The organism is Paenibacillus sp. FSL P4-0176 (genome assembly GCF_037975265.1).
GTDB classification, from domain to species: domain Bacteria; phylum Bacillota; class Bacilli; order Paenibacillales; family Paenibacillaceae; genus Paenibacillus; species Paenibacillus amylolyticus.
Genome location: NZ_CP150242.1, coordinates 6,926,945 through 6,948,510, shown reverse-complemented (window position 1 = coordinate 6,948,510; position 21,566 = coordinate 6,926,945). Strand labels below are relative to the sequence as shown.

At 47.8% G+C, this 21,566-nt stretch carries 18 protein-coding genes; 14 read left to right on the top strand and 4 right to left on the bottom strand.

The features are described 5' to 3' along the window. The first annotated feature begins 3 nt into the window (after positions 1-3). From MKY95_RS31715 to MKY95_RS31670, 10 genes are all read left to right on the top strand, one after another. Positions 4-1,185: an NAD(P)/FAD-dependent oxidoreductase gene (locus MKY95_RS31715; protein ID WP_036606574.1), complete on the top strand. Its 1,182-nt coding sequence runs from the start codon at positions 4-6 to the stop codon at positions 1,183-1,185. Positions 1,186-1,500: 315 nt separating this feature from the next. Continuing rightward, positions 1,501-2,145, top strand: coding sequence for an SDR family oxidoreductase (locus MKY95_RS31710; RefSeq protein WP_339196039.1), 645 nt, complete (start codon positions 1,501-1,503; stop codon positions 2,143-2,145). Between the two features lie 55 nt (positions 2,146-2,200). Next, on the top strand, positions 2,201-2,953 hold the full coding sequence (locus MKY95_RS31705; RefSeq protein WP_036671627.1) for a response regulator transcription factor: 753 nt from the start codon (positions 2,201-2,203) through the stop codon (positions 2,951-2,953). Continuing rightward, the gene (locus MKY95_RS31700) at positions 2,950-4,326 is read left to right on the top strand and encodes an ATP-binding protein (protein WP_339196037.1); all 1,377 of its coding nucleotides are present in this window, start codon (positions 2,950-2,952) and stop codon (positions 4,324-4,326) included. Before MKY95_RS31705 ends, MKY95_RS31700 begins: the two co-directional genes overlap by 4 nt. Before the next feature lie 78 nt (positions 4,327-4,404). Next, entirely contained in the window at positions 4,405-5,205 is an 801-nt protein-coding gene (locus MKY95_RS31695; protein WP_339196035.1) for a PepSY domain-containing protein, read from the top strand. Between the two features lie 222 nt (positions 5,206-5,427). Further along, positions 5,428-6,063, top strand: coding sequence for a PepSY domain-containing protein (locus MKY95_RS31690; RefSeq protein WP_083677518.1), 636 nt, complete (start codon positions 5,428-5,430; stop codon positions 6,061-6,063). A 140-nt stretch (positions 6,064-6,203) separates the two neighbouring features. Beyond that, positions 6,204-6,383, top strand: a complete 180-nt coding sequence (locus tag MKY95_RS31685; protein ID WP_143781152.1) for a hypothetical protein — start codon at positions 6,204-6,206, stop codon at positions 6,381-6,383. A 44-nt stretch (positions 6,384-6,427) separates the two neighbouring features. After that, positions 6,428-7,936 carry an RICIN domain-containing protein gene (locus tag MKY95_RS31680; protein ID WP_245838421.1) on the top strand — a complete coding sequence of 503 codons (1,509 nt, stop codon included), beginning with the start codon at positions 6,428-6,430 and terminating at the stop codon, positions 7,934-7,936. 234 nt (positions 7,937-8,170) lie between these two features. Beyond that, positions 8,171-8,956: an ABC transporter ATP-binding protein gene (locus tag MKY95_RS31675; RefSeq protein ID WP_036606587.1), complete on the top strand. Its 786-nt coding sequence runs from the start codon at positions 8,171-8,173 to the stop codon at positions 8,954-8,956. Position 8,957: 1 nt separating this feature from the next. Continuing rightward, positions 8,958-10,625, top strand: a complete 1,668-nt coding sequence (locus tag MKY95_RS31670; protein WP_339196031.1) for a hypothetical protein — start codon at positions 8,958-8,960, stop codon at positions 10,623-10,625. Positions 10,626-11,393: 768 nt separating this feature from the next. Here MKY95_RS31670 and MKY95_RS31665 read toward each other — a convergent pair. Continuing rightward, the gene (locus MKY95_RS31665) at positions 11,394-12,608 is read right to left on the bottom strand and encodes a Glu/Leu/Phe/Val dehydrogenase (protein ID WP_179088712.1); all 1,215 of its coding nucleotides are present in this window, start codon (positions 12,606-12,608) and stop codon (positions 11,394-11,396) included. Between the two features lie 346 nt (positions 12,609-12,954). Between MKY95_RS31665 and MKY95_RS31660 the strand changes: the two genes are divergently transcribed. The 3 genes from MKY95_RS31660 (at position 12,955) to MKY95_RS31650 (ending at position 16,056) form a co-directional block, all read left to right on the top strand. Beyond that, positions 12,955-13,470: a DUF2179 domain-containing protein gene (locus MKY95_RS31660; RefSeq protein ID WP_036606590.1), complete on the top strand. Its 516-nt coding sequence runs from the start codon at positions 12,955-12,957 to the stop codon at positions 13,468-13,470. Between the two features lie 290 nt (positions 13,471-13,760). Further along, on the top strand, positions 13,761-15,188 hold the full coding sequence (locus MKY95_RS31655) for a hypothetical protein (RefSeq protein ID WP_076320109.1): 1,428 nt from the start codon (positions 13,761-13,763) through the stop codon (positions 15,186-15,188). Positions 15,189-15,378: 190 nt separating this feature from the next. Further along, entirely contained in the window at positions 15,379-16,056 is a 678-nt protein-coding gene (locus MKY95_RS31650; protein ID WP_076320108.1) for a hypothetical protein, read from the top strand. A gap of 75 nt (positions 16,057-16,131) precedes the next feature. Here the strand turns inward: MKY95_RS31650 and MKY95_RS31645 are convergent, their stop codons facing one another. The 3 genes from MKY95_RS31645 to MKY95_RS31635 form a co-directional block, all read right to left on the bottom strand. Then, entirely contained in the window at positions 16,132-17,208 is a 1,077-nt protein-coding gene (locus tag MKY95_RS31645; protein ID WP_076320107.1) for a substrate-binding domain-containing protein, read from the bottom strand. A gap of 139 nt (positions 17,209-17,347) precedes the next feature. Next, a complete protein-coding gene (locus tag MKY95_RS31640; RefSeq protein ID WP_076320106.1) occupies positions 17,348-18,532 on the bottom strand; it encodes a glycosidase in 1,185 nt (394 codons plus the stop codon). Next, on the bottom strand, positions 18,529-19,719 hold the full coding sequence (locus MKY95_RS31635; protein ID WP_076320105.1) for an AGE family epimerase/isomerase: 1,191 nt from the start codon (positions 19,717-19,719) through the stop codon (positions 18,529-18,531). The genes MKY95_RS31640 and MKY95_RS31635 overlap by 4 nt, the downstream gene beginning before the upstream one ends. A gap of 454 nt (positions 19,720-20,173) precedes the next feature. Here MKY95_RS31635 and MKY95_RS31630 point away from each other — a divergent pair, with 454 nt between their 5' ends. Beyond that, positions 20,174-21,487 carry an extracellular solute-binding protein gene (locus tag MKY95_RS31630; protein WP_036606600.1) on the top strand — a complete coding sequence of 438 codons (1,314 nt, stop codon included), beginning with the start codon at positions 20,174-20,176 and terminating at the stop codon, positions 21,485-21,487. The last annotated feature ends 79 nt before the right edge of the window (positions 21,488-21,566 follow it).

Sequence of the window (21,566 nt, the reverse complement as noted above, 5' to 3'; positions counted from 1 at the left end):
GATATGTCGAAGCAAATTTTGATCTTGGGTGGAGGTTACGGCGGTCTGTTGACTGCATTGACTGCGCGTCAATACTTGTCTCCGGAAGAAGCGACAATTACTGTCGTGAACCGTTACCCTACACACCAAATTATCACGGAACTGCACCGTCTTGCAGCGGGAAGCATTGCTGAACAAGCAGTTGCTCTTCCACTCGAAAAATTGCTGCGTGGCAAAAACGTGAACTTGAAAATCGATACGGTGGATACAATCAAGCCGGACGAGAAAAAAGTTCTGATGACCAGCGGCTCCACATACTCTTACGATGCACTTGTCGTTGCCTTGGGCAGCGAAACGGCATTCTTCGGAATTCCGGGATTGCAAGAGTACAGCTTCACGCTCAAATCGGTTAGCGATGCAAACCGTATTCGTGCACACGTTGAAGCACGTCTTGATGCTTACAAACAGTCCGGCAACAAAGCAGACGCTACGTTTGTTATTGGTGGCGGCGGCTTGACAGGTATTGAGCTTGTTGGCGAATTCGCTGACCTGCTTCCTGCAGTATGTCAAGAAAAAGGCATCGACTTCAAAGAAGTATCCCTGTACACAGTTGAAGCAGGTCCTTCCATCCTGGCAGGATTCCCGCCAGAGCTGGTTGAACGTGCTAAATCAAGTCTTGAGAAACGTGGCGTTAACTTCATCGTTGGCGTAGCGATTACCGAGATGAAAGAAAACGAAGTTCTGCTGAAAGACGGCAGCTCCATCCCTACGAACACACTCGTATGGACAGGTGGCGTACAAGGCAACGCTGTTGTTGCTAACAGCGGAATTGAAGTGGATCGTGGCCGTGCGAAAGTTACGGAAGTTCTGCAATCTACTTCTCACAAAGACGTGTTTGTTGCTGGTGACAGCGCAGTGGTCTTCCCTAGCGAAGGCGCTCGCCCTTACCCTCCAACAGCACAATTGGCTTGGCAAATGGGTGAGACTATTGGTCACAACTTGGGCGTTATGTTCAAAGGTGGCGCAATGGAATCCTTCACACCAGTATTCTCCGGTACGCTGGGAAGTCTGGGTCGTAAAGATGCTGTCGGCATGATCGGTGGCAACCAGACTCGTCTGAAAGGTCTGCCTGCAACCATGATGAAAGAAGCAAGTAACATCCGTTACTTGGCTCACATTCACGGTTTGTTCGCACTGGCTTACTAATCTTAATGCCATTCAAGGGCGCCCTTTTGGGCGTCCTTTTTGGTTGTCACGATTACAAAGAATAACAGATATTCAGATGAAAAAAGGTGCGGCAGAAGTGGTCGATGTGAGGTCGCGTATAAAGTACCTAGGGGATATGGCATATTAATGGAACGATGGAATCCTTCACATTTCATAGAGGTACTGAACGGGCATGGACATGAAGCCGGCGCTTAGAAGCGCCGGCTTTCGTTTAAATTATAGGATGAGTATCTTTAAATAAAAGGAACGGGGAGCAACAACAAGCCATCCGTTCAACTGAGAGGAGAATGACGTATGAACGTTTTAGTTATAGGAGCAAATGGACAAATCGGTAAGTTTGTGGTGGAGCAGCTGGCACAGGAAGGCAAACATAAAGTAACGGCTATGATCCGCAAACCGGAGCAGGCGGATGCACTGAAGGAACTCGGTGCCGAAGTGGTAATTGGTGACCTGGAGGATAGTGTAGAGGATTTGGCTGAGGCAATGAAGGATCATAATGCCATTGTGTTTACGGCAGGTTCTGGCGGATCTACCGGTCAGGACAAAACACTGCTTATTGATCTTGACGGTGCGGTGAAAACGATGGAAGCCGCAGAGCAGCAAGGAATCTCCAGATATATTCTGGTCAGTGCGTATGGCGCAGATCAACGGGAGAAATGGTCAGAGTCCATCAAGCCTTATTACGTGGCGAAACATTATGCGGATCGTGCATTGTTTGCAAGTGATCTCAATTACACGATTATACGTCCAGGCGGTCTCAAGAATGAACCAGGCACAGGCAAGATTGCAGTTGGAACCGATCTGGAGCCGGGGAGCATCCCACGTGAAGATGTAGCCCGTGTAATCGTGGCTTCTTTGCAGGAAGAGAAGACGTACCGGATGGCCTTTGATCTGGTTGCCGGGGAGCATCCCGTTGAAGATGCCTTGGGCAAATTGTAGATGTTATTGTAAGATAACGGGAGAATGAAATGATGGGGATGAGGGGGAGCGCTGCATGAACGAAGCCGTGCTGGTCATAGAGGATGAGCCCAAAATAGCACGTCTGCTGGAACTGGAACTACAGTATGAGGGATATCAGGTGGGCAAGGCTGGTAGTGGAACAGAAGGACTGGAGAAGTATGCTGAAGGACAGTGGGATCTGATTCTGCTGGATGTGATGTTGCCTGGTCTGAGTGGAATTGAAGTGTTGCGGCGAGTTCGGGCCAAAGATGCTACGGTCCCGATCATTATGCTCACTGCCAAAGATTCTGTAGAAGACAAAGTATCCGGCCTGGATCTTGGAGCCAATGACTACATCACCAAACCGTTCCAGATTGAAGAGCTACTTGCGAGAGTTCGGGCTGCATTGCGGCTTAGTGCAGTGGCGTCTGTTGTTTCTTCCGCTTCTTCTACACCTGTTGATACAGGGAATGACTCTTCTGGGCATCAGGATGAAGTTGAGGCGGGCTGGTTGACGGCTGCCGGGTTGAAACTAAATGAAGGAACGCGAGAGGTATCCCGAGATGGTGTAGCCATTGAGCTTACTCCACGTGAGTTCGACCTGCTCGTGTACCTGCTTCAAAATCAACGTCAGGTGCTCAGTCGTGATCAGATTGTGCAGGCCGTGTGGGGATACGATTATTATGGAGATACCAATGTGGTGGATGTGTACATCCGTTATGTGCGCAAAAAGGTGGATAACGGATTCACACCGCCCTTAATACATACCGTACGGGGCGTAGGATACGTCCTGAAGGAACAGTTATGAGCCTGCGCAGTAAAATCTACGGATATTCGTCTGTATTATTTGCTGTGCTGTTAATCGCGGTGAACCTGTCGGTCTACATCGTGTTTGAACGGATGTCGATTGATAACGAGGTTAATCGGGTGGAAGCGGAAGCGGAGTCTATTGTCAAAGGAGTGCGTCAGTCTGCCGGCTCCATTCCGCCGGATGACTTGTTACGGGCCTACGCGCCTGTGAACGGCATGCTCCGGATTGTTAATGAAGACGGCACCAGTTCCCCGGTGACAACAACAGCAGCTTCCGAGCAGCTGAGCAAGCTGCCTTATAAGTACGAAAGTGAGAAGAAATCGGAGTATACCCAAGTTGAACAGATTGGTTATGTGTGGGTATCAGTCCCGGTCATCTGGCCTGATGGCGAGGTGGTGAATGTACAAGTCACCGAGAGCATTGCAGAGACGGAGAATCGTCTGTCTGTACTGCGAACTGTGCTTGTGGCGGTCACGATTATTGCTCTCATTCCAGCCATTATCTCCAGCCGGATTCTGGCGAATCGAATGACCAGACCGATTCAGCAGATGACACGCACGATGACTGATATCCAGTCCAGCGGCCAATTTAAGCGTCTTCCACTGGAGGAAGGATCGAAGGATGAACTGAAAACGATGGGACAGACGTTTAACCGGATGATGGATTTACTCGAATCCAACTTTGAGCGACAGGAGCGATTTGTATCCGATGCATCTCATGAGCTCAAAACACCACTGACTATTATTGAGAGTTATGCCAGTCTGCTACAGCGACGAGGAAAAGAGCGGCCCGAGGTATTTGATGAAGCGGTAGAAGCGATTCTGTCCGAATCGGTTCGCATGCGAGAGATGACCGAGCAACTGTTACTGCTTGCGAAGCAGCCAGAGCAGTGGAATGTGCAGTTGGCGCGTGTGGATATCACGAGACTGGCTACAGACTCGACACGTGCATTTCGCGAAGCCTATCACCGTGAAGTCCGTTGTGAAGATCCAGGTCCAATCTGGGCGATCAGCGATGAGAGTAAGCTGAAGCAGCTTTTGTTTATTTTGCTGGATAATGCCCGGAAGTATAGTGAGGATGCAATTGAAGTCAGGCTTGAAGCCAAGGGACAAGAGTGCCGTATTCGAATCGTGGATACCGGGATTGGTATGCGGGAGGACGAGCTGGAGAAGGTATTTGACCGATTCTACCGGGTTGATCCGGCCAGAACACGCAGCTTAGGTGCAAGCGGTTCAGGTCTGGGATTGTCACTTGCCAAAGAGCTTGCAGTGGCAGTTGGAGCACGGATCGAACTGACCAGCACCGAGGGTGAAGGCACCGAGGCTTCGATTATTTTGCCTTTATCGGTTCAGAACGGGCCGCTCTCATGAAATTCTCATTCTTCTCTTATATACTGATAAGCATCAGATCAACTGGGGATGATAAGAGAGTGCATAGGGGGAAACGTGATGACAGAACATGAGCAGCGACCACCGGAGATGAAACGGCATGAACAAGGGAACATTGGATGGGCGAAATCGCGAAGGTCACTCTGGTGGGGTGCAGGGCTTCTCGTTGTGCTGATTGTGGCAGTTGTGGTGTGGTGGAAGCCTTGGCAATCGACTGGTGCGGTACTTACGGCAGATGCGGCAGCACAATCGGTGCTTGATCAATATCCAGGAGAGATTGTAAATTCGACGTTGAAGGACGGGACGTATATCATGCAGCTCCGTTCGGAGACCGGCCTATATGATGTGCAAGTGGATGCCGTTACAGCTGCTGTGAATTCCATTAAACGGCTGGAGTCGAACCCGCAAGCGGAAGAGAAGACGTTATGGAGCCGCGAGCAGATCAAGACGGCGTTGTTAAAACAACAGACAGATAACCAATTGGTCTCGCTTGAACTTGTGGAGCAGCAAGGCAGTCCGGTATACACCGCGGTAGTGAAGGCAAAGGATAACAGTCGTGAAGAACTCACGATTGATCCATACACGGGAGAGACGATAGCTTCCAAAACAATAGCAGCCCCGACAACTGAACCAACCAAGGATGATCCCAAACCTCAGTTTCTGAGCGAGAAACAAGCCAAGCAGAAGGCACTTGCGGAGGTTTCGGGGGAAGTGGACGACATCGAACTGCGTGGAACCAACAGCGGGAATCCATATTATCTGGTTGAAATTGATTTGGCGGATGGCCGGGAGGCTATTGTGCAAGTGAATGCCATCTCAGGAGCAATTCGTTCGGTAACTTGGGATGAGGACGATGATTAACATTTGTACAGGAATCCATTGAATATAGAGTTACACCTTGTTGGATAGATGATTCCTAATTTAGGGGTCATCTTTTTCAATTAGATGGACAATGAATACCTGTTAAATGAGCATTCTCTTCATTTTCTCATCAAATTCTAATCTAACTCTCGCTGATCTCTCATTCCTGCAGGTTATTCTATAAATGTAGACGAGAACGAAACAACAACAACGAGGAGATGAATGATGATGATGAACAAACATAAACTTTGGATTGGTAGCTTGTCAGCAGCAGTATTACTTGGTGGATCGGCCGTAGCGGCTAGCGGGAATGTGAACGGACAATCGGTGCAAACTACACCAACGTCAACAACACAATCTGCAACACAGAATCAGAACAGCACAGGTAAAATGCTGAATGCATCACAAGCGAAAGCGTTGGCGTTAAAAGCAGCCGATGGTAAAGTGGATGACGTGGATCTGGAGCGTAGAAACGGCCAAACGTTCTATGAAGTTGAGATCGACAGAAAAGGAACCAATGATGTTGTTGTTCGTCTGGATGCTTATACAGGCAAAATCCTTGCGGTTGTGAATGATGATGACTACGATGATGACGACGATTATAAAGGTACTGCAACAGGCAACACGTCTAATAACTCTGCTTCCAAGCAGGTCAAATTGACGGCATCCCAAGCTTCAAACATTGCGTTGAAACAAGTTACGGGTGGTAAAGTAACCAAAGTCGAGCTGGATCATGATGATGGTCGCTATGTGTATGAGATCGAGCTGAGAACCGCTCAAGGTGAAGCAGATGTAGATATCGATGCCAACACAGGTAAAGTGTTATCGTTTGACCAGGATTTTGACGACCAAGATTAAGCAATAAGGGCGAGTATATACGCCGAAAAGACACCATATAAAAACCTGCCTATGAACAGCCGCACACAGCTAGAGATCGTTACATCATGGAGGGGCAGGGCAGGTATAGCAGAGGACGCTTCGGGGGAAGCGTCTTTTTGTTGTTGATCGAGAGAGCGGAGTATAAAATTGTACATCTTCCGCCGGATTGTTCACTATTCGAGCAGGAACGTGGCGGATACAATCGGAATCAGGGAGGTGAACGCCCAGCCAGTATTGCCAGGAATTCTAATGCTGAAATGCATCATCGATCGGAGGCAGATGAGACATATCGATTTTAATTTTATGTAAGCGCTTCATAAAAAACATGGAGGTGCATTACGATATGGCTATGAACGATGGATGGTTGAAAAAGAATATACATTCACGTCGCTTTACCCGTCGCCTGAGTTATCTGCTTGCTTTGGTTTTGGCGCTGCAATCCATAGGTATGCTGCTTGCACCCGGACCGAATGCTTCAGCTGCTCCACTTAGTGTAACGAACGGGATACAGTTCAAGGATACCAATGGCAATGTCGTTCATGCTCATGGGGGCGGGATGATTAAGGCAAATGGGTATTATTACTGGTTTGGAGAGAATCGTAATACGAATGGAACGTTCAAGGCAGTGTCCGTGTATCGTTCATCGGATCTGAAGAACTGGGAGTATCGTAATGATGTGCTGACCAGCAGCTCGGCAGCCGAGCTAAATATCTCTAACATTGAACGCCCAAAGGTCATCTACAACAGTGCTACCGGCAAATATGTGCTGTGGATGCACAAGGAGAATGGTCTGGATTATGGCGAGGCCCGAGTGGCGGTAGCTACTTCGAATACGGTGGATGGCAATTACACATATGTGGGCAGTTATCGTCCACTTGGGTATGATTCCAGAGACATGACGGTATACAACGATAACGGAACCGCTTATCTGATCTCTGCGACCCGAGTGAATGCTGATCTGAATATATATAAGCTGACCCCGGATTTTCTGGGTGTGGAATCCCTAGTCACAACGCTGTGGCCTGGACAATATCGTGAAGCACCAGCCCTATTCAAAAAAGACGGCGTCTACTTCCTGATCACATCGGGTGCGACCGGCTGGAATCCAAATCAGGCCAAATATGCGACAGCCTCCAGCATTACAGGCACATGGAGCGGCCTAAGCAATTTTGGAGACAGCACAACGTATGGTTCTCAATCCACCTATGTTGTTCCAGTAGAAGGTTCACAGACCACATCCTATCTCTACATGGGTGATCGCTGGGCTGGTGCATGGAGCGGACCTGTGCAGGATTCCAAGTATGTTTGGCTGCCCCTATCGTTCCCTAGCGCAACTAGTCTGGCGATGAACTGGGCCAGCAGTATTACGATTGATACAGCAACAGGGACTGTGACCGGAGTGAGTACACCGGATGTCTGGGACCCGAATGTTTCATATCAGCTGATTAGTCGTAAGAGTAACAAATTGCTAAATGTCATTGGGGGTTCTTCCGCCAACGGTGCGGACCTGGAGCAGCGAGCAGATGGGGGGATGACAAGTCAACAGTGGCAGATTACCGATGCGGGTGGCGGTTATGTCAAAATCATCAACCGTTCCAGTGGCAAGCTGATCGGTGTGGAGAATGGTGCCACGACGGATGGGGCTGTCATTGAACAGTGGAATGATGGTGGCTGGGCCAGCCAGCAATGGCAGCTCGTCCATGTAGGTGGTGGTTATTATAAACTGAAGAACCGCAGTACAGGCAAAGTATTGGATATCTCTAGTCAATCCCTGGCAGATGGGGCTGCGGCCATCCAGTGGACGGATAATGGCGGAACGAATCAGCATTTTCAGATTGTTAAGGTGCAGTAAGACTTTTTAGATATTATAAAATAAGTTTCAACATAAAGTGGAAGCCCTTGTCTCTTACCATAAGGTGGGATAGGGGCTTTGTGATGTATTCACGCATGTTACGTGATGCTTTTACTCGAAGGGGATATCCAGTTGATGGCTCATATCGTGACCTATTTCCGATCATTACCATCCCAATCTGTGGTAAACTAGTAGAATTGTAGAAAAAGATAGAGACAGGAGCTGGATAACGAAGTGAGTGAACAACAAGTGCTATCAATTGAAAGCTTGCGTATGAGATACAACGGACGTTATGTGCTGAACGGCATCGATCTGGAAGTGAATCGCGGTGAGATGATTGGATATATTGGTCCGAACGGGGCTGGCAAAAGTACGACGGTTAAGATTTTACTCGGGCTGGTTGAAGGATATGTAGGCACGGTGCGAATCTTTGGTAAAGATATTGCGGATGGCGATGTAGAGTATAAACGCAGAATCGGCTATGTTCCGGAGGTGGCGGAATTGTACGAACAATTAACGCCTGCGGAGTATCTGACTTTTACGGGAGAGTTATACGGTATGTCCTATGAGGATGCGGATTACAAAGCAAAGCTATTGATGGATTGTTTTGGAATGGAAAAATCATATCATTCCCGCATTGCATCCTTTTCCAAAGGTATGCGTCAGAAAGTGCTGTTGATCTCTGCGCTGCTGCATGACCCGGATCTGTTGTTCCTGGATGAACCGCTCAGCGGATTGGATGCCAATAGTGTGATGGTGGTCAAAGAGATTTTGTCACAATTGTCAGCCAAAGGCACAACCATCTTCTATTCGTCACACATCATGGATGTGGTGGAGAAGATCAGCAGTCGAATTGTACTGATCGCTGAAGGACGCGTAGTGGCAGACGGTACGTTCAAGCAGCTCCAACAGCAATCCATGGAAGGCACGCTGGAGGAAGTATTCAATCAATTGACAGGCTTCAATGAACATAAAGCCATTGCGGAGCGTTTTGTATCCATTGTGCAGGAGGTGTACTGATATGGAGGAATCCTCCGACTTCCGCACACTCAAGATTCTGGATCGCTTTCGTCCGCTCATCGCCAGAACAGGGGCGGATTATGATGTGCTGCGCCTGATCTTGCGAGTGAAGTTCCAGATGGATCAACGCAGAGTACCTACTATTTTATCCAACAATTCAGGGAAAAAGGAGCGCAAGGAAGGTAATCAGTTTCTTCGATCCCTGTGGTTGTATGGATTAATGGGACTGATGATGGTTCCCTTCATCGTCTGGGATACGGGGCATTTCATGCTTCAGATGGGCCTTGTGTTTGGCATCTTAATGTTTATGATCATGACGTCCATGATCTCGGATTTTTCCTCCGTGCTGCTGGACATTCGGGATCGTAATATCATTATGACTAAGCCCGTTAATGGACGAACGGTGGGGATGGCCCGAGCCATCCATGCGGGCGTATATCTGCTATTACTGACGGGTTCATTAACCGGTATACCGCTAATTGCCGCGTTGGTGACGCATGGGATCGGATTCTTTCTGATTTTCCTTGTGGAACTGATTCTGATCAATATGCTAATTCTGGTGACAACGTCTCTGATCTATCTGTTCATGATGAAGTTTCTGGATGGTGAGAAGCTGAAGGATATGATCAATATGGTGCAGATTCTGCTTTCCGTGGGGATTGCGATCGGTTATCAGCTGGTCATTCGTTCGTTCAGCATTATTGATTTTGGTATGGTATTTACCCCGGCTTGGTGGCAGTTGCTGTTACCTCCGTTATGGTATGCGGCTGCATATGAATGGTTATTTGCAGGGGGCGGGAATGTGTGGATCTATACGTTCACAGCACTGGCAGTCTTGGTTCCTGTGGTGAGTATGATCGTATATGTGAAGCTTATGCCTTCCTTTGAATTGTATTTGGAGAAAATGGCACATTCGGGCCAGTCCTCCGGACGCAGACGTGGAAGATGGGATCGGTTGATCTCCAAGGTGGTCAGTCGTTCCAGAGAGGAACAGGCTTGCTTCCGTCTGTCAGCCAGCATGATGCGTAATGAACGGGAATTCAAGCTGAAGGTGTATCCATCGCTTGGTTTATCATTTGTTTTACCTTATGTATTTTGGTTTACCGAATTGCAGTCTTCTACCTGGGCGGAGTTTAGGCAAAGTTCGTTTGTATACACTTTTTATATCGTACTAATGCTGGTTGTAACGGTTGTAGTCATGCTGAAATTTTCAGGACAATATAAGGCATTCTGGACTTTTCGCGCTGCACCGATGGCGAATGATAGCGCGTTGTATAAAGGCGCTCTAAAGGCATTCTTATGCAACATGTTCCTGCCTATACTTCTGGCAAATGCCATTTTGTTTACCTGGACATTTGGATCACGGATACTGCCGGATATTGCAATTATTATGCTGACAGCTACGGCGCTTGTCCCACTGGCAGGCAAATTGTTGTTGCGTAAGCCACCGTTCTCCCAATCCTTTAGTATGGCGCAGCAAAGTGATGGTTGGTATGTATTCGCCGCCCTTCCTGTGCTTGCCATGTTATGGGGAGTCCATGTCTTTTTCCGTTCGGTGTCAGGGGGCGTATGGATCTATGGTGCGCTACTGATCGTAGCGAATGTGTTGCTGTGGACGCTACTGTTTCGAGAGAAGAAGACAGCGAAGAAGAGGTCGGTTGCAGTTTGAGAAGTTGCAGCAGAACTGAAGAATAAAAGAGTAAAAGAAGGACTGAAGTAAAGTAGTAAAAGAAGGAAAGAAAAGAGGGTGGATTACGTTGAGAGGGACGGTTTACAAGAAAACTTAATGTAATCCGTACAGAGAGCGATTGGAAAAAAATGAGCCAAAGGGTCAACGTTCTAGAGAAGTAAGAGATTAGAGTACAGTGCACCAGAGAAGCATGAATTAAACACCGAAGAATGAAGAATAAAGAGCCAGAGCAAGAGGCAAAGCGATAAGGATTAGAAAGTAGAAGGACGAAGTGATAAGAGCCTAGAAGAGTTAAGAGTGCTAAGAAGAACTAAAAAGAGCTAACCGGGACACTTACGTCTAGGTTAGCTCTTTTTGAAAGGTGATGCTACCCCCAAAGAAACCTTCGCCGCAGCGCTAACGAACCTGAGACAACCTATTCAGGGTCAAAATCTGAAATATAAATTCTAACGAACCTCAGGAACGCTATCCTTCGGAAAAGTAGTTATTTAGCTTGAAAAAGAACCAATCTAGGCACAATAACGTGTCTGAGATTCGTTAGATATTAGATCCATGCTAAAAGGGGCAAATAGGGTGTAAGAGATTCATTAGAATGGAGTAAAGCAGTGGAGGCTCTCTTTCAGTACGTCGAAATGTCGAAATCCAGTGAAGCTATAATGAGTTCCAGATATGCTATAGCTTTGAACATTAGAGTGACGAAGAATGTGTGGGCGGTGTGAATATACATAGGTAGCAGGGTTGGATGCCCTATTTCTTATGGCCTGAGCGGAGGATGAATTCTGCAAGCCGATCGGCTGCATCGGCTGTGGAGATCGCAGATTGCGCAGCGTCTGCGTATACCTTGCTCAGCGTGCCTGCAATCCCCGCCACCTTTTGGCGGATCAGGTCAGGCCCTTCGCCTTCCAGCTCGTAGGCGGTGGAGATGATTCCGCCTGCGTTGAGCACATAATCAGGCGCGTACAGGATGCCGCGCGCCTGCATGCTGCCTGCAACCAGCTGTCGTTCACTCAGCTGGTTGTTGGCCGCCCCGGCAACGATGGAGCAGCGCAGCTCCTCCACCGTTGCCGGGGTCAGTACGCCCCCTAGGGCACAGGGGGCGAAGACCTTGCAGTCAGCGGCGTGGATATGGGCCGGATCGGCCGAGATGGCGCCGCTGAACTGCACAAGGGCACGTTGTACACGCTCCGGTACAACGTCTGCCACAATGAGCCGTGCCCCGGCTGCATGCAGGTAACGGCACAGGGCATACCCGACCTTGCCCAGTCCCTGGACGGCAACGGGAATGCCCTGCAAAGATGCAATGCCTTGCTGGCGCAGCGAGGTCACAATGCCGATGTGTACGCCATAGGCGGTCATCTCGGCAGTGAAGTCATCCTGCGCCCCAAGCGAACCCGTGGTGTCCGTCACATGTGCGGTCTCCAGTCGGATCTGGTCCATGTCTGTCGCCGTAGTACCCAGATCAAGACCGGTCACGTATCGTCCATTTAGCCGCTCTAGACAACGACCCAGTGCGCGAAAGCGCTGCGCCCGCTTGGATACGTCCGTATCCAGGCTCTTATCTATACGATCAGCAACCTCATCGGCAACGAATTCCCGTTCTGCGGCAGCGCTCTTTTGATGCTCTACCCCTAGATCTCCAGCGACCTGCTCACCACTTTGAGATCCACATCCATCTTCATCCGGTTTTGTATTCTTGGCAAAAGGTACATCCCATATGACCACTTTCCCGCCACCATACGGCAATCCGGAGATTGCATTTTTGTACGTCATGCCTTTGGCAAGTTTCAAAGCATCCCGAACAGCTTCTTCCTCGGATGCATACGTCCAGTAGCGGCATCCGCCGAGCGCAGGTCCAAGGACCGTGTTATGAATGGCAATGACCGCCCTCAATCCACTATCTGCATCATGGCAAAAAATGAGTTCCTCCATGCCTTCCCGCTCCATCTCCTGCCATAGCTGCATGACGGTACCCCCTTTTTGTTTTGACCCATCCATCCTGGTTTTGACCTGATATCCTGTGCGAGCGTGCTTGGCTTTATGATGATACAGCATATTCAAAGACCACCGTTTTCGACCCTGGGACCTCCGCCGGGTTGATAATCGGTACAAACGGTTCTATAATTGCAGTTCCGGCATGCCAGAGAGCAGAAAATGCCTACGGATTTACATTCAACCGTTTAGAATGAGGGTATAACGTCCAATGATGGAGATAGAGCAAACATACAGGAAGCATAGATGAAACGAAATCGTCGAGTATATGCAGCAAAGGGCCAATTCCGTTGTGAAGGCCAGGAAAGAGGGATTGTGATTGTTTAAAATATTGGTATTTATCTTTTTGATCCAGATTGTGTACGTATCCGCTTATACACTCCGGATGATTCTGACACTCAAAGGACAGAAATACATCGCCGCACTGATCAGCATGGGTGAGATTGTGATCTACGTACTCGGTCTGAATCTTGTGCTCCAATACCTGACTCAGCCTTCGGCCCTGATTGTGTACGCGGTGGGTTATGGACTTGGGGTGTTGCTTGGTGCGTGGATTGAAGAGAAGATCGCGCTCGGTTATGTTACCGTTAAAGTCATCTGTAACCAGATGGGCAACAACGTCGCGAATGCTCTGCGAGATAAAGGATATGGTGTTACTGCATGGGTGGGCAGTGGACGTGATGGGGATCGGCTTGTGATGGAGATTCTGGCAAAACGAAAAAACCAGAAACTGCTCTACCAGACAATTCTCGATCTGGACCCCAAAGCATTTGTTATTACCGTGGAGCCCAAACAGTTCCATGGCGGCTTCTGGACACGTTCCATCAAAAAGTAAAATCGAGCAGGTCTGCGGCAGATGCAGTCCTGCTTTTTTAATTTCATCCCATCTGGAATGTTCTTGTTACCACGATATATTCCTGAAACCTTACTCCCCAAGTTAACTCTGTACGATTCAAGGTTGCTTACAGTACAAACCCTTACCTTACCAGCCTTTCCTAACCACATGTGAGATAGGGATTATTGTTGTAATCGCTTTCATAACCTACATTAAAAACATGTCCTTCGTAACTTGGCATGGCAGCGTTGGACGAATGTCATCATCATATATTGGGAGGAATGGAATCGATGAAAACTAAATTTCGAAGTTTATGCAGCACAGCCCTGGCTCTAACGTTGGGGTTAACTTTATTGTCCGGCCCGGCAAGTGTGCAGGCGGCGGGTAACGCAGACTACAATCTTACAGGCTTCTCTCAAGGGAACGCGGGCGGCGGCATCATTAGCGAATCAAACACAGCCACGTATAAGAAAGTGTATAATGCGACCGATCTGGCACTGGCTCTGAAAAAGAACTCCGGTGTCAAAGTTGTTGAGATCATGAACGATCTGAATCTGGGATGGAATGAAATTCCGAGTGCAGCGCAGACTTCTCCTTTTGCCAAGCATAATGATGCACTGACGCATCCCGTATTAAAACAGACCGGTGTTAGCAAGCTCACGATTGATGGTTTCAATGGACTCACGATTTTCTCCGCCAATGGTTCCAAGATCAAACACGCTGCGATCAGCGTGAAACGAAGCTCAAATGTCATCATCCGCAACCTGGAATTTGATGAGTTATGGGAATGGGATGAATCCACCAAAGGTGATTACGACAAGAACGATTGGGATTACATCACCCTGGAGGAGAACAGCAACGTATGGATTGATCACTGCACATTTAATAAAGCCTATGACGGACTCGTCGATTCGAAAAAAGGAACCAGCGGCGTGACCATCTCCTGGTCCCTCTTCAAAGGGGATGACGGCAGCTCGAACAGCTGGGTTACCCAGCAGATTAACGAATTGGAAGCAAACAAGGCTTCCTATCCCATGTACAACTACCTGCGCAGCAGTGCTGTAGGTCTTAGCAAAGCCGATATCATCGCTATCTCCGGACCACAAAAGAAAGGACATCTGGTCGGTTCGACCAGCTTGGAATCAGCTAACGCCAACCTGTCCATGACGCTGCACCATAATCTGTACAAAGATATTCAGGATCGGATGCCGCGCCTGCGTGGAGGCAACGCACATGCATACAACATCGTGATGGATTCGACAGGGGCACGTGCCGCTAAAGCCAAAATTACAACGGCGATGGCAACAGCGATTGCGTCCAAAGGTTATAAGTTCGATATCATTGGCAATGGGGCAATCTCCACAGAGAGCGGAGCCGTATTGGTCGAGAAATCAGTCATCAAGGACGTTCTGTATCCTGTTCGCAACAATCAGACCGATCCGGCAGATCCAACCTATACCGGCAAAATCAGAGTGACCGATACCATGTATTCTTTGGATGGAAGCTCATTCCGTGGCAGCAGTGATACGTCTGGCAGCCCGTTGGCGCCAATCCCGGCCGTGGTGAAATCGTTCTCCTGGAACGGCTTCTCGTCACTGCCTTACAGCTATACCACGGATGATCCATCTACGTTGAATGCACGCCTCACGGCTTCCAATGGCGCGGGTTCCGGTAAATTGACCTGGTCCAAGGACAATTGGTTGAAGACAAGTTATTGATATCAAAGTAACCTGTTGCTTTTACGTTCTTCAAATAAGGAAAAGAGTGCTCCTGCAGCTACGATAGCCGGGGGTGCTCTTTTTATATAATTTAGCTCTATAGACAGCCATTAATACAAAATCATCTTGTAATTTTACTTACCGGTAAATATAATTTATTAGAATTGACCAATAAGGATGGTGAAGCAGCTTGGATGTATGGATATACTCCGCACTTACTCTTGTTTATTTGATACTTGTTGTTTGGATGGCCGTCGATTTAACCCAGAGGAAGCAATGGCTCGCGTATTCCAGTTTTCAGCTATTTGTAGCGTTCAGCTTGGCATATGATAATGGAATTATTGCTGTAGGTAATTTGATAGGGGATGGGGAACCGCTAATGGTTCTCAGTAGCCTTCGATTTTGGCTGCATGCCTTTGCTACCCCGACCCTTATTCTTGTTGGCTACCATATCTTGCGCAGCTCAGGTGCTAAGTTTGCCAATAGAAGTATAACGAGTGTGGTGGCATGGCTGATAACTTTAGGTTTGGTTATCTACCAGATTGTAGGTTTTACTTTGTCCGAGGTTAAAAATCTCAAAGTTATAGAAGAGTATGGAGTACTGAGATATATGGCAGAGGGTCATGGAGGTCCGCCGATGATGGTGATCATCGTGGGGATTGTTCTGTTATTTGTTAGCCTGGTCGTTCTTTTCAAACATAAATGGGTTTGGCTGTTTGTTGGAACTGCCTTGTTGTTTGTAGGGCAGTTAATCTCCCTGCCAGTGGAAACCGGTACTTTAACCAATGTGTATGAGCTGATCCTCATCCTCTCGATTTGGAGAACGACTACATTTTTGATGGATTCAACAGATCATCGCCGTCGTTAAGCTCCAATGCATCAGAAAAGACTGGCCAGTAAGATAAAGGCCAGTCATCTGTGTTCGTTTATTTCATTTTTTTATTCAAATATCCATAGTATCTGATGAGGCAGACACAGTACTCACCGAGTCACGATAGATGATGTTGCCTTTCACATGTACACGGCCGAAACTGCGGTTTGGGTTGTCGACCTTTTTGAGCATGGACTGAACTGCCGTGCGTGCCATCTGTTCCACATCCACTTCAACAGTTGTGAGCTTGGGATCGGAGAGCATCGCATAGATATCATTATCAAAACCAACAACAGAGCATTGGCCAGGCACCTGAATATCCATGGAAGTCAGTTTCTGAACGAGCAGATGAGCGACCTGATCACAGTTGCATACAAAAGCGGTTGGCAGCTGTTCCGGCAGATCAATCTCAATAAACGTACCTCGTTCATCCCGATCATTCAGAACCAGATCTGGATTCATCGGCAAGCGATGTTCCAGCAAGGATTTGTAATACCCGAGGAATCGGTCCTGGATGCTACTCGTGGAATACAAGTTCCCTACATAAGCAATGTTACGGTGGCCCTGCTGAACCAGATAGTTCGTTAGCTCATAGGCAGCGTAGAAGTTATCGGTAACGACGGAATCGATGTCCGAATGTTCATCGTAGAAGTCGAGAAACATTTTGGGAACTTCCATCGATCGCACCAGTTCAATATACTCTTTGCTGATCTGTCCGAGCACGATGAAACCATCGACCTTGTTGTCGCTGTACAGCTTGGGCAGTGTTAACTCTTCCTCATCCTCCACATTCAGAATGTGCAGAATGCCGTAGTAGCCCTGTTCCTCCAGATGTTTGGTGATGCGCTGGAACACGCGTACATAGAACGACTGCGTCGGCCCGGTAAATCGCTCCGGGATAATTACGCCAATATTATGGGTTAAGCCTTCCTTCATCGAACGGGCAGCGGCATTATACCGATAGCCCATTTCAACAGCAAGCACTTTAATTTTTTCCTTTAATTCGCCACTCACGCCATCTTTATCATTCAATGCTTTCGAGACGGTCACACTGCTGACCCCGAGCCTGTCGGCGATATCCCGCATGGTGATATTGTTCTTCAGTATGGTCGCCTCCTTCAAGCCGGTATAGGCACAATGTGCTGTCATTATGATGAGCGTTTTCTCCGCACATAATAACAATCCATATCAGTATACATCGTTACCAACTTGGAATAAAGCAATTCTGGCTGTTGTTTTGCTACTTTCAGCATATTTCAGGCTTGCATGAAAGGTTGTTATAGCGATGTTATGTCAATTGTTTCTGTAAAAGCTTCTCATTCTGTTCAATCAGCTGACCCCGCTGGCTGGCACAATCCAGGGAACGATATGGATCAGCCGGTGTATTGAACGTATAATCAACTAGTTTTTCCAGCGTGGTTGTTGCCACATGACAGCGGGTATCACTGGAAGCGTAATAGATAAAGACTTCTTCCTGCTCATTGACCACAGCACCGTTGCAGAAAATAACATTGGACACATCGCCTACACGCTCGTCGTCATAAGGGGCAATGAAGTGGCCGCCCGGCTTGGCGATAATACGCGCCGGATCATTCAGATCCGTAGCAAAGGTGTATAACACATAACGCAGGCCTGCCGCGGTGTTCCGAACTCCGTGAGCAATGTGAATCCAGCCACGATCCGTCTTGAGCGGAGCAGGGCCTTGACCGTTTTTGACCTCATATACCGTATGATATTGCCGTTCGTCGATAATTGTCTCTTCATGAATGACAGGGTTCAAGATATCCTCACACAGACCAAAGGCGATTCCGCCGCCGCTGCCTGTGGAGATGAATCCGTCTTGTGGACGGGTGTAAAAGGCATACTTTCCATCCACGAATTCCGGGTGCAAAACGACATTGCGCTGTTGAGGGGAATTCGTTGTGATGTTGGGCAACCGTTCCCAGCTTATAAGATCCCGTGTACGAACCAGTCCTGCCTGTGCAACTGCGCTGGATGTATCAAATGCAGGAGCATCCGGGTCTTTGCGTTCCGAGCAATAGATGCCATAGATCCAGCCGTCTTCATGTTGAACAAGGCGCATATCATACTGATTGGTTTCATCCGCATCGATATCTTCCCAGACCAATGGTTTACCCGTGAAACGGAATCCGTCAATCCCATTGTCACTCTCGGCGAGTGCAAAGATTGATTTGCGATCCAATCCTTCCGTACGGATGACCATGATGTATTTGCCATTGAAATAGATGGCTCCCGGATTCAGTGTTGCGTTAATGCCCAGGCGTTCCATGAAATGCGGGTTCGTCGTCTCATCCAGATCGAATCTCCAATACAGCGGTACATGATGGCGAGTGATAACTGGATATTGGTACCGATCATATACGCCGTTGTAGAAGGAAGAATTGATCTCATTAGGGCGAGTAAGCAGCTGCTCCTGTTTCTCCAGTAACTCCTTGTATTTCGGGTGTATCATTCTGATCCCATCCTCTCAATTAGTTCAATACAGAATCTGCTATTGTGATACGGGCATTTCCACGGTCCGGCAATTTCGCTCTGATCCGGTGTTCCGTTTGCATCAACCGACCAGTACCATTCCCCACCAGCGCGCTGATCAATGATGTTTTCTTTGGTATAGGTCCACAAGCGTTCCACTCTCTCCAGAAACAATGGATCACCTGTACGCTGAAATGCATTATAGAAACCGACCATCGCCTCAGCTTGAACCCACCAGATTCGCTTCTCATCGATATGTTCACCTTCTTGTTCATTTAACAGGGAACCATCGGCATTCACGGCTACATTGGAAATGTTATAGGCGATATCCGTAACCATCGCCGCATACTCCAGATGTTGTTCCATCCCCAGAACTTTCAATGCTTCGTCAATCAGCCAGCTGGCTTCAATGTCATGTCCGAACGAGCGCAGGTCAATGATGGATTCCCACTGTTTGTTGAAAAATACCCCGAGAAACTTGGTGTCTTGGTCATACACCCGTTCATACAGAATCCCGAGTAGGCGTTCCAGCGCCGCCTTCACTTGTTGATCCGGCCACACGCGATAGAGCGTGGTGTAGGCCTCCAGCACATGGATATGCGTATTCATTGTGTAATCCGCAATCACTCCATTTTCGCTCAGCATTTCATTGGGCTGTTCCTTCCATGTGCGATCAAATTGTTCCTTGTACGCAGGTAGTTCGGCATCCAGACCTTTGTCCTCGATTAGAGCAAAAAGCGTTTTCGCAAGTTCCAATGCAGAAGCATCCCCGGTAGCACGATAGTACTCACTGAGTGAATACACGCCGAATGATTGCGTATACACATGTTTGCTCGTGTCCAGCGCTTCCCCTGTGTAGTCTACCATCCAGTACATACCGCCATATTCGGTGTCCATCACATGATCAGCGAGAAACCGATAGGCGTGCTCCGCGTGATCGCGCCATCTTTCGTTTCCGGTAACCCGATAGGCTGCTGCAAAAGACCATAATTGCCGTGCTGTGGCGATCCCGCCTTTGGGCGCCTGTTGATTAACCTGAAGATCATTGCCAACCCAACCGTAGAATCCACCGTGGGTTGTATCTTTAAGGTTGGACCAGAAGGGTAAAATCTGCTTTTCCCAATGCGCCTTAATTTCAGATTGAAGTTCGATTGTTTTTGTATTCATAAGTGAGCGCTCCTTCAACGTGTTACATAAATCTTAATATATAAATTGAACTAAAGAATATTTACACTGGCCACTCCGATGACAGAATAACCTTCCGATCGCTGTTATCCCCAGATTTTTTTGATTCCCTTTTTTAAAGGTGAAATTCCGGTGATAAAGGCGAAGCAGATGCTTCCGATGCAGCTTTCTTACAGAAAGCTTTTAGCTCCGCTTCTTCAGGTTCTTTCTGTCCTCTACGTTTCGTGTAAATGTTTAATCAATATATATATAGTTAAGTTAACGGTAACTTTATTAATCAATATTAGTGCTCTGAAAAACAGATGTCAACGAAATGCATCGCAATTTTTCTTGTTAAGTTATAAATAAATTAATTGACAGGTAAGCGTTACCATAATAGAATTCATTTTGTAACCTTAACGATAACTTAATTAAATTAAGAGAGGGGTCGAAACAATTGAGAAAAAACAAAGGTTGGATGATGTTGCTGACGATGCTGCTCATCACTTCACTACTTGCCGCATGTTCATCCGGAGGTGGATCTTCGCAGGCAGGGGAGGAGATCAGTACAGATCCGGCAGATATCAAAGGTGAAATAACCGTTCTGACGCAACGGACAGATATTGTGGATACCGTGTTCAAAGACTACGCGGCAGAATTCAACAAGGAATATCCTGATGTCAAAGTTAACTTTCAGGCACTAGCCGACTACGAAGGACAAGTAAAGATCCGTATGAGCACCAAGGATTATGGTGATGTACTGATGATCCCGACCAGTGTTCCGATCGCGGATATCCCGGACTTTTTCGAGCCGCTCGGCACGTACGATGAATTGAAAGACAAATACACTGCCATTGAAGAACGTATGGTGGATGGTCAGGTATACGGTATCCCTACCGTGATCACGTTCTCCGGAATTATTTATAACAAACAGGTCTTCAAAGACGCAGGCGTTACCGAATTGCCAAAAACACCGGAGCAATTCCAGGCTGCGCTTCAATTGGTCAAAGACAATACAGATGCGGTTCCGCTCTACACCAACTATGCATCCGGCTGGGCTCTCACCCAATGGGAATCGGATCTGCCAACCGTTGCAGGCAGTGTGGATTACGTTAACGTGGACCAACCGAACACAGATGAGAACTTTGTGCCTGGTCAGCCGCACTATGAACTGTACAAAGTCCTCTATGATGCTGCCAAGAACGGTCTAATCGAGAAAGATCCAACAACAACCGACTGGGAAAGCTCCAAAGCGGATCTTGCCAAAGGCAAAATTGCCACGATGGCACTGGGCTCTTGGGCGATTACACAGATCCAAGGTATGACGGATACACCGGACGACATCGGATTCCTTCCTTTCCCTACGAATGCAAGTGAGGTTGTGGTTCCGCTCTCCGCCGACTATAACATCGGCATGAACGTGAACAGTGAGAACAAACCTGCTGCCAAAGCCTGGATTGACTGGTTCCTGGCGAAATCAAACTACGCGGTTGAACAGGGTGGCGGTATGGATGCAGACAAGAATGCTGAATTACCACCCATTTTGGATCAATATAAAGATGTGAAATTCTCCACGCTTACACCTGCCAAAGAAGGTCAGGAAGGTCTGGTCGACAAGATTGATAACGAAGGCGAAATCGGTCTCTGGCAGCCTGATTTCAAGAAACGCATTATCGAAGCAGGTATTGGGAACCGCAAGGAATCGTATGACGACATTATGAAAGATCTGAACGACAAGTGGGTCAAAGCAAGAGCAGAACTCACGAAATAATTGGATTAACGTAAGTGGATCAGGTGATGAATGGACTGCGGGGATATAGGAATCCATATATGAATGGAGCATGGAGTAT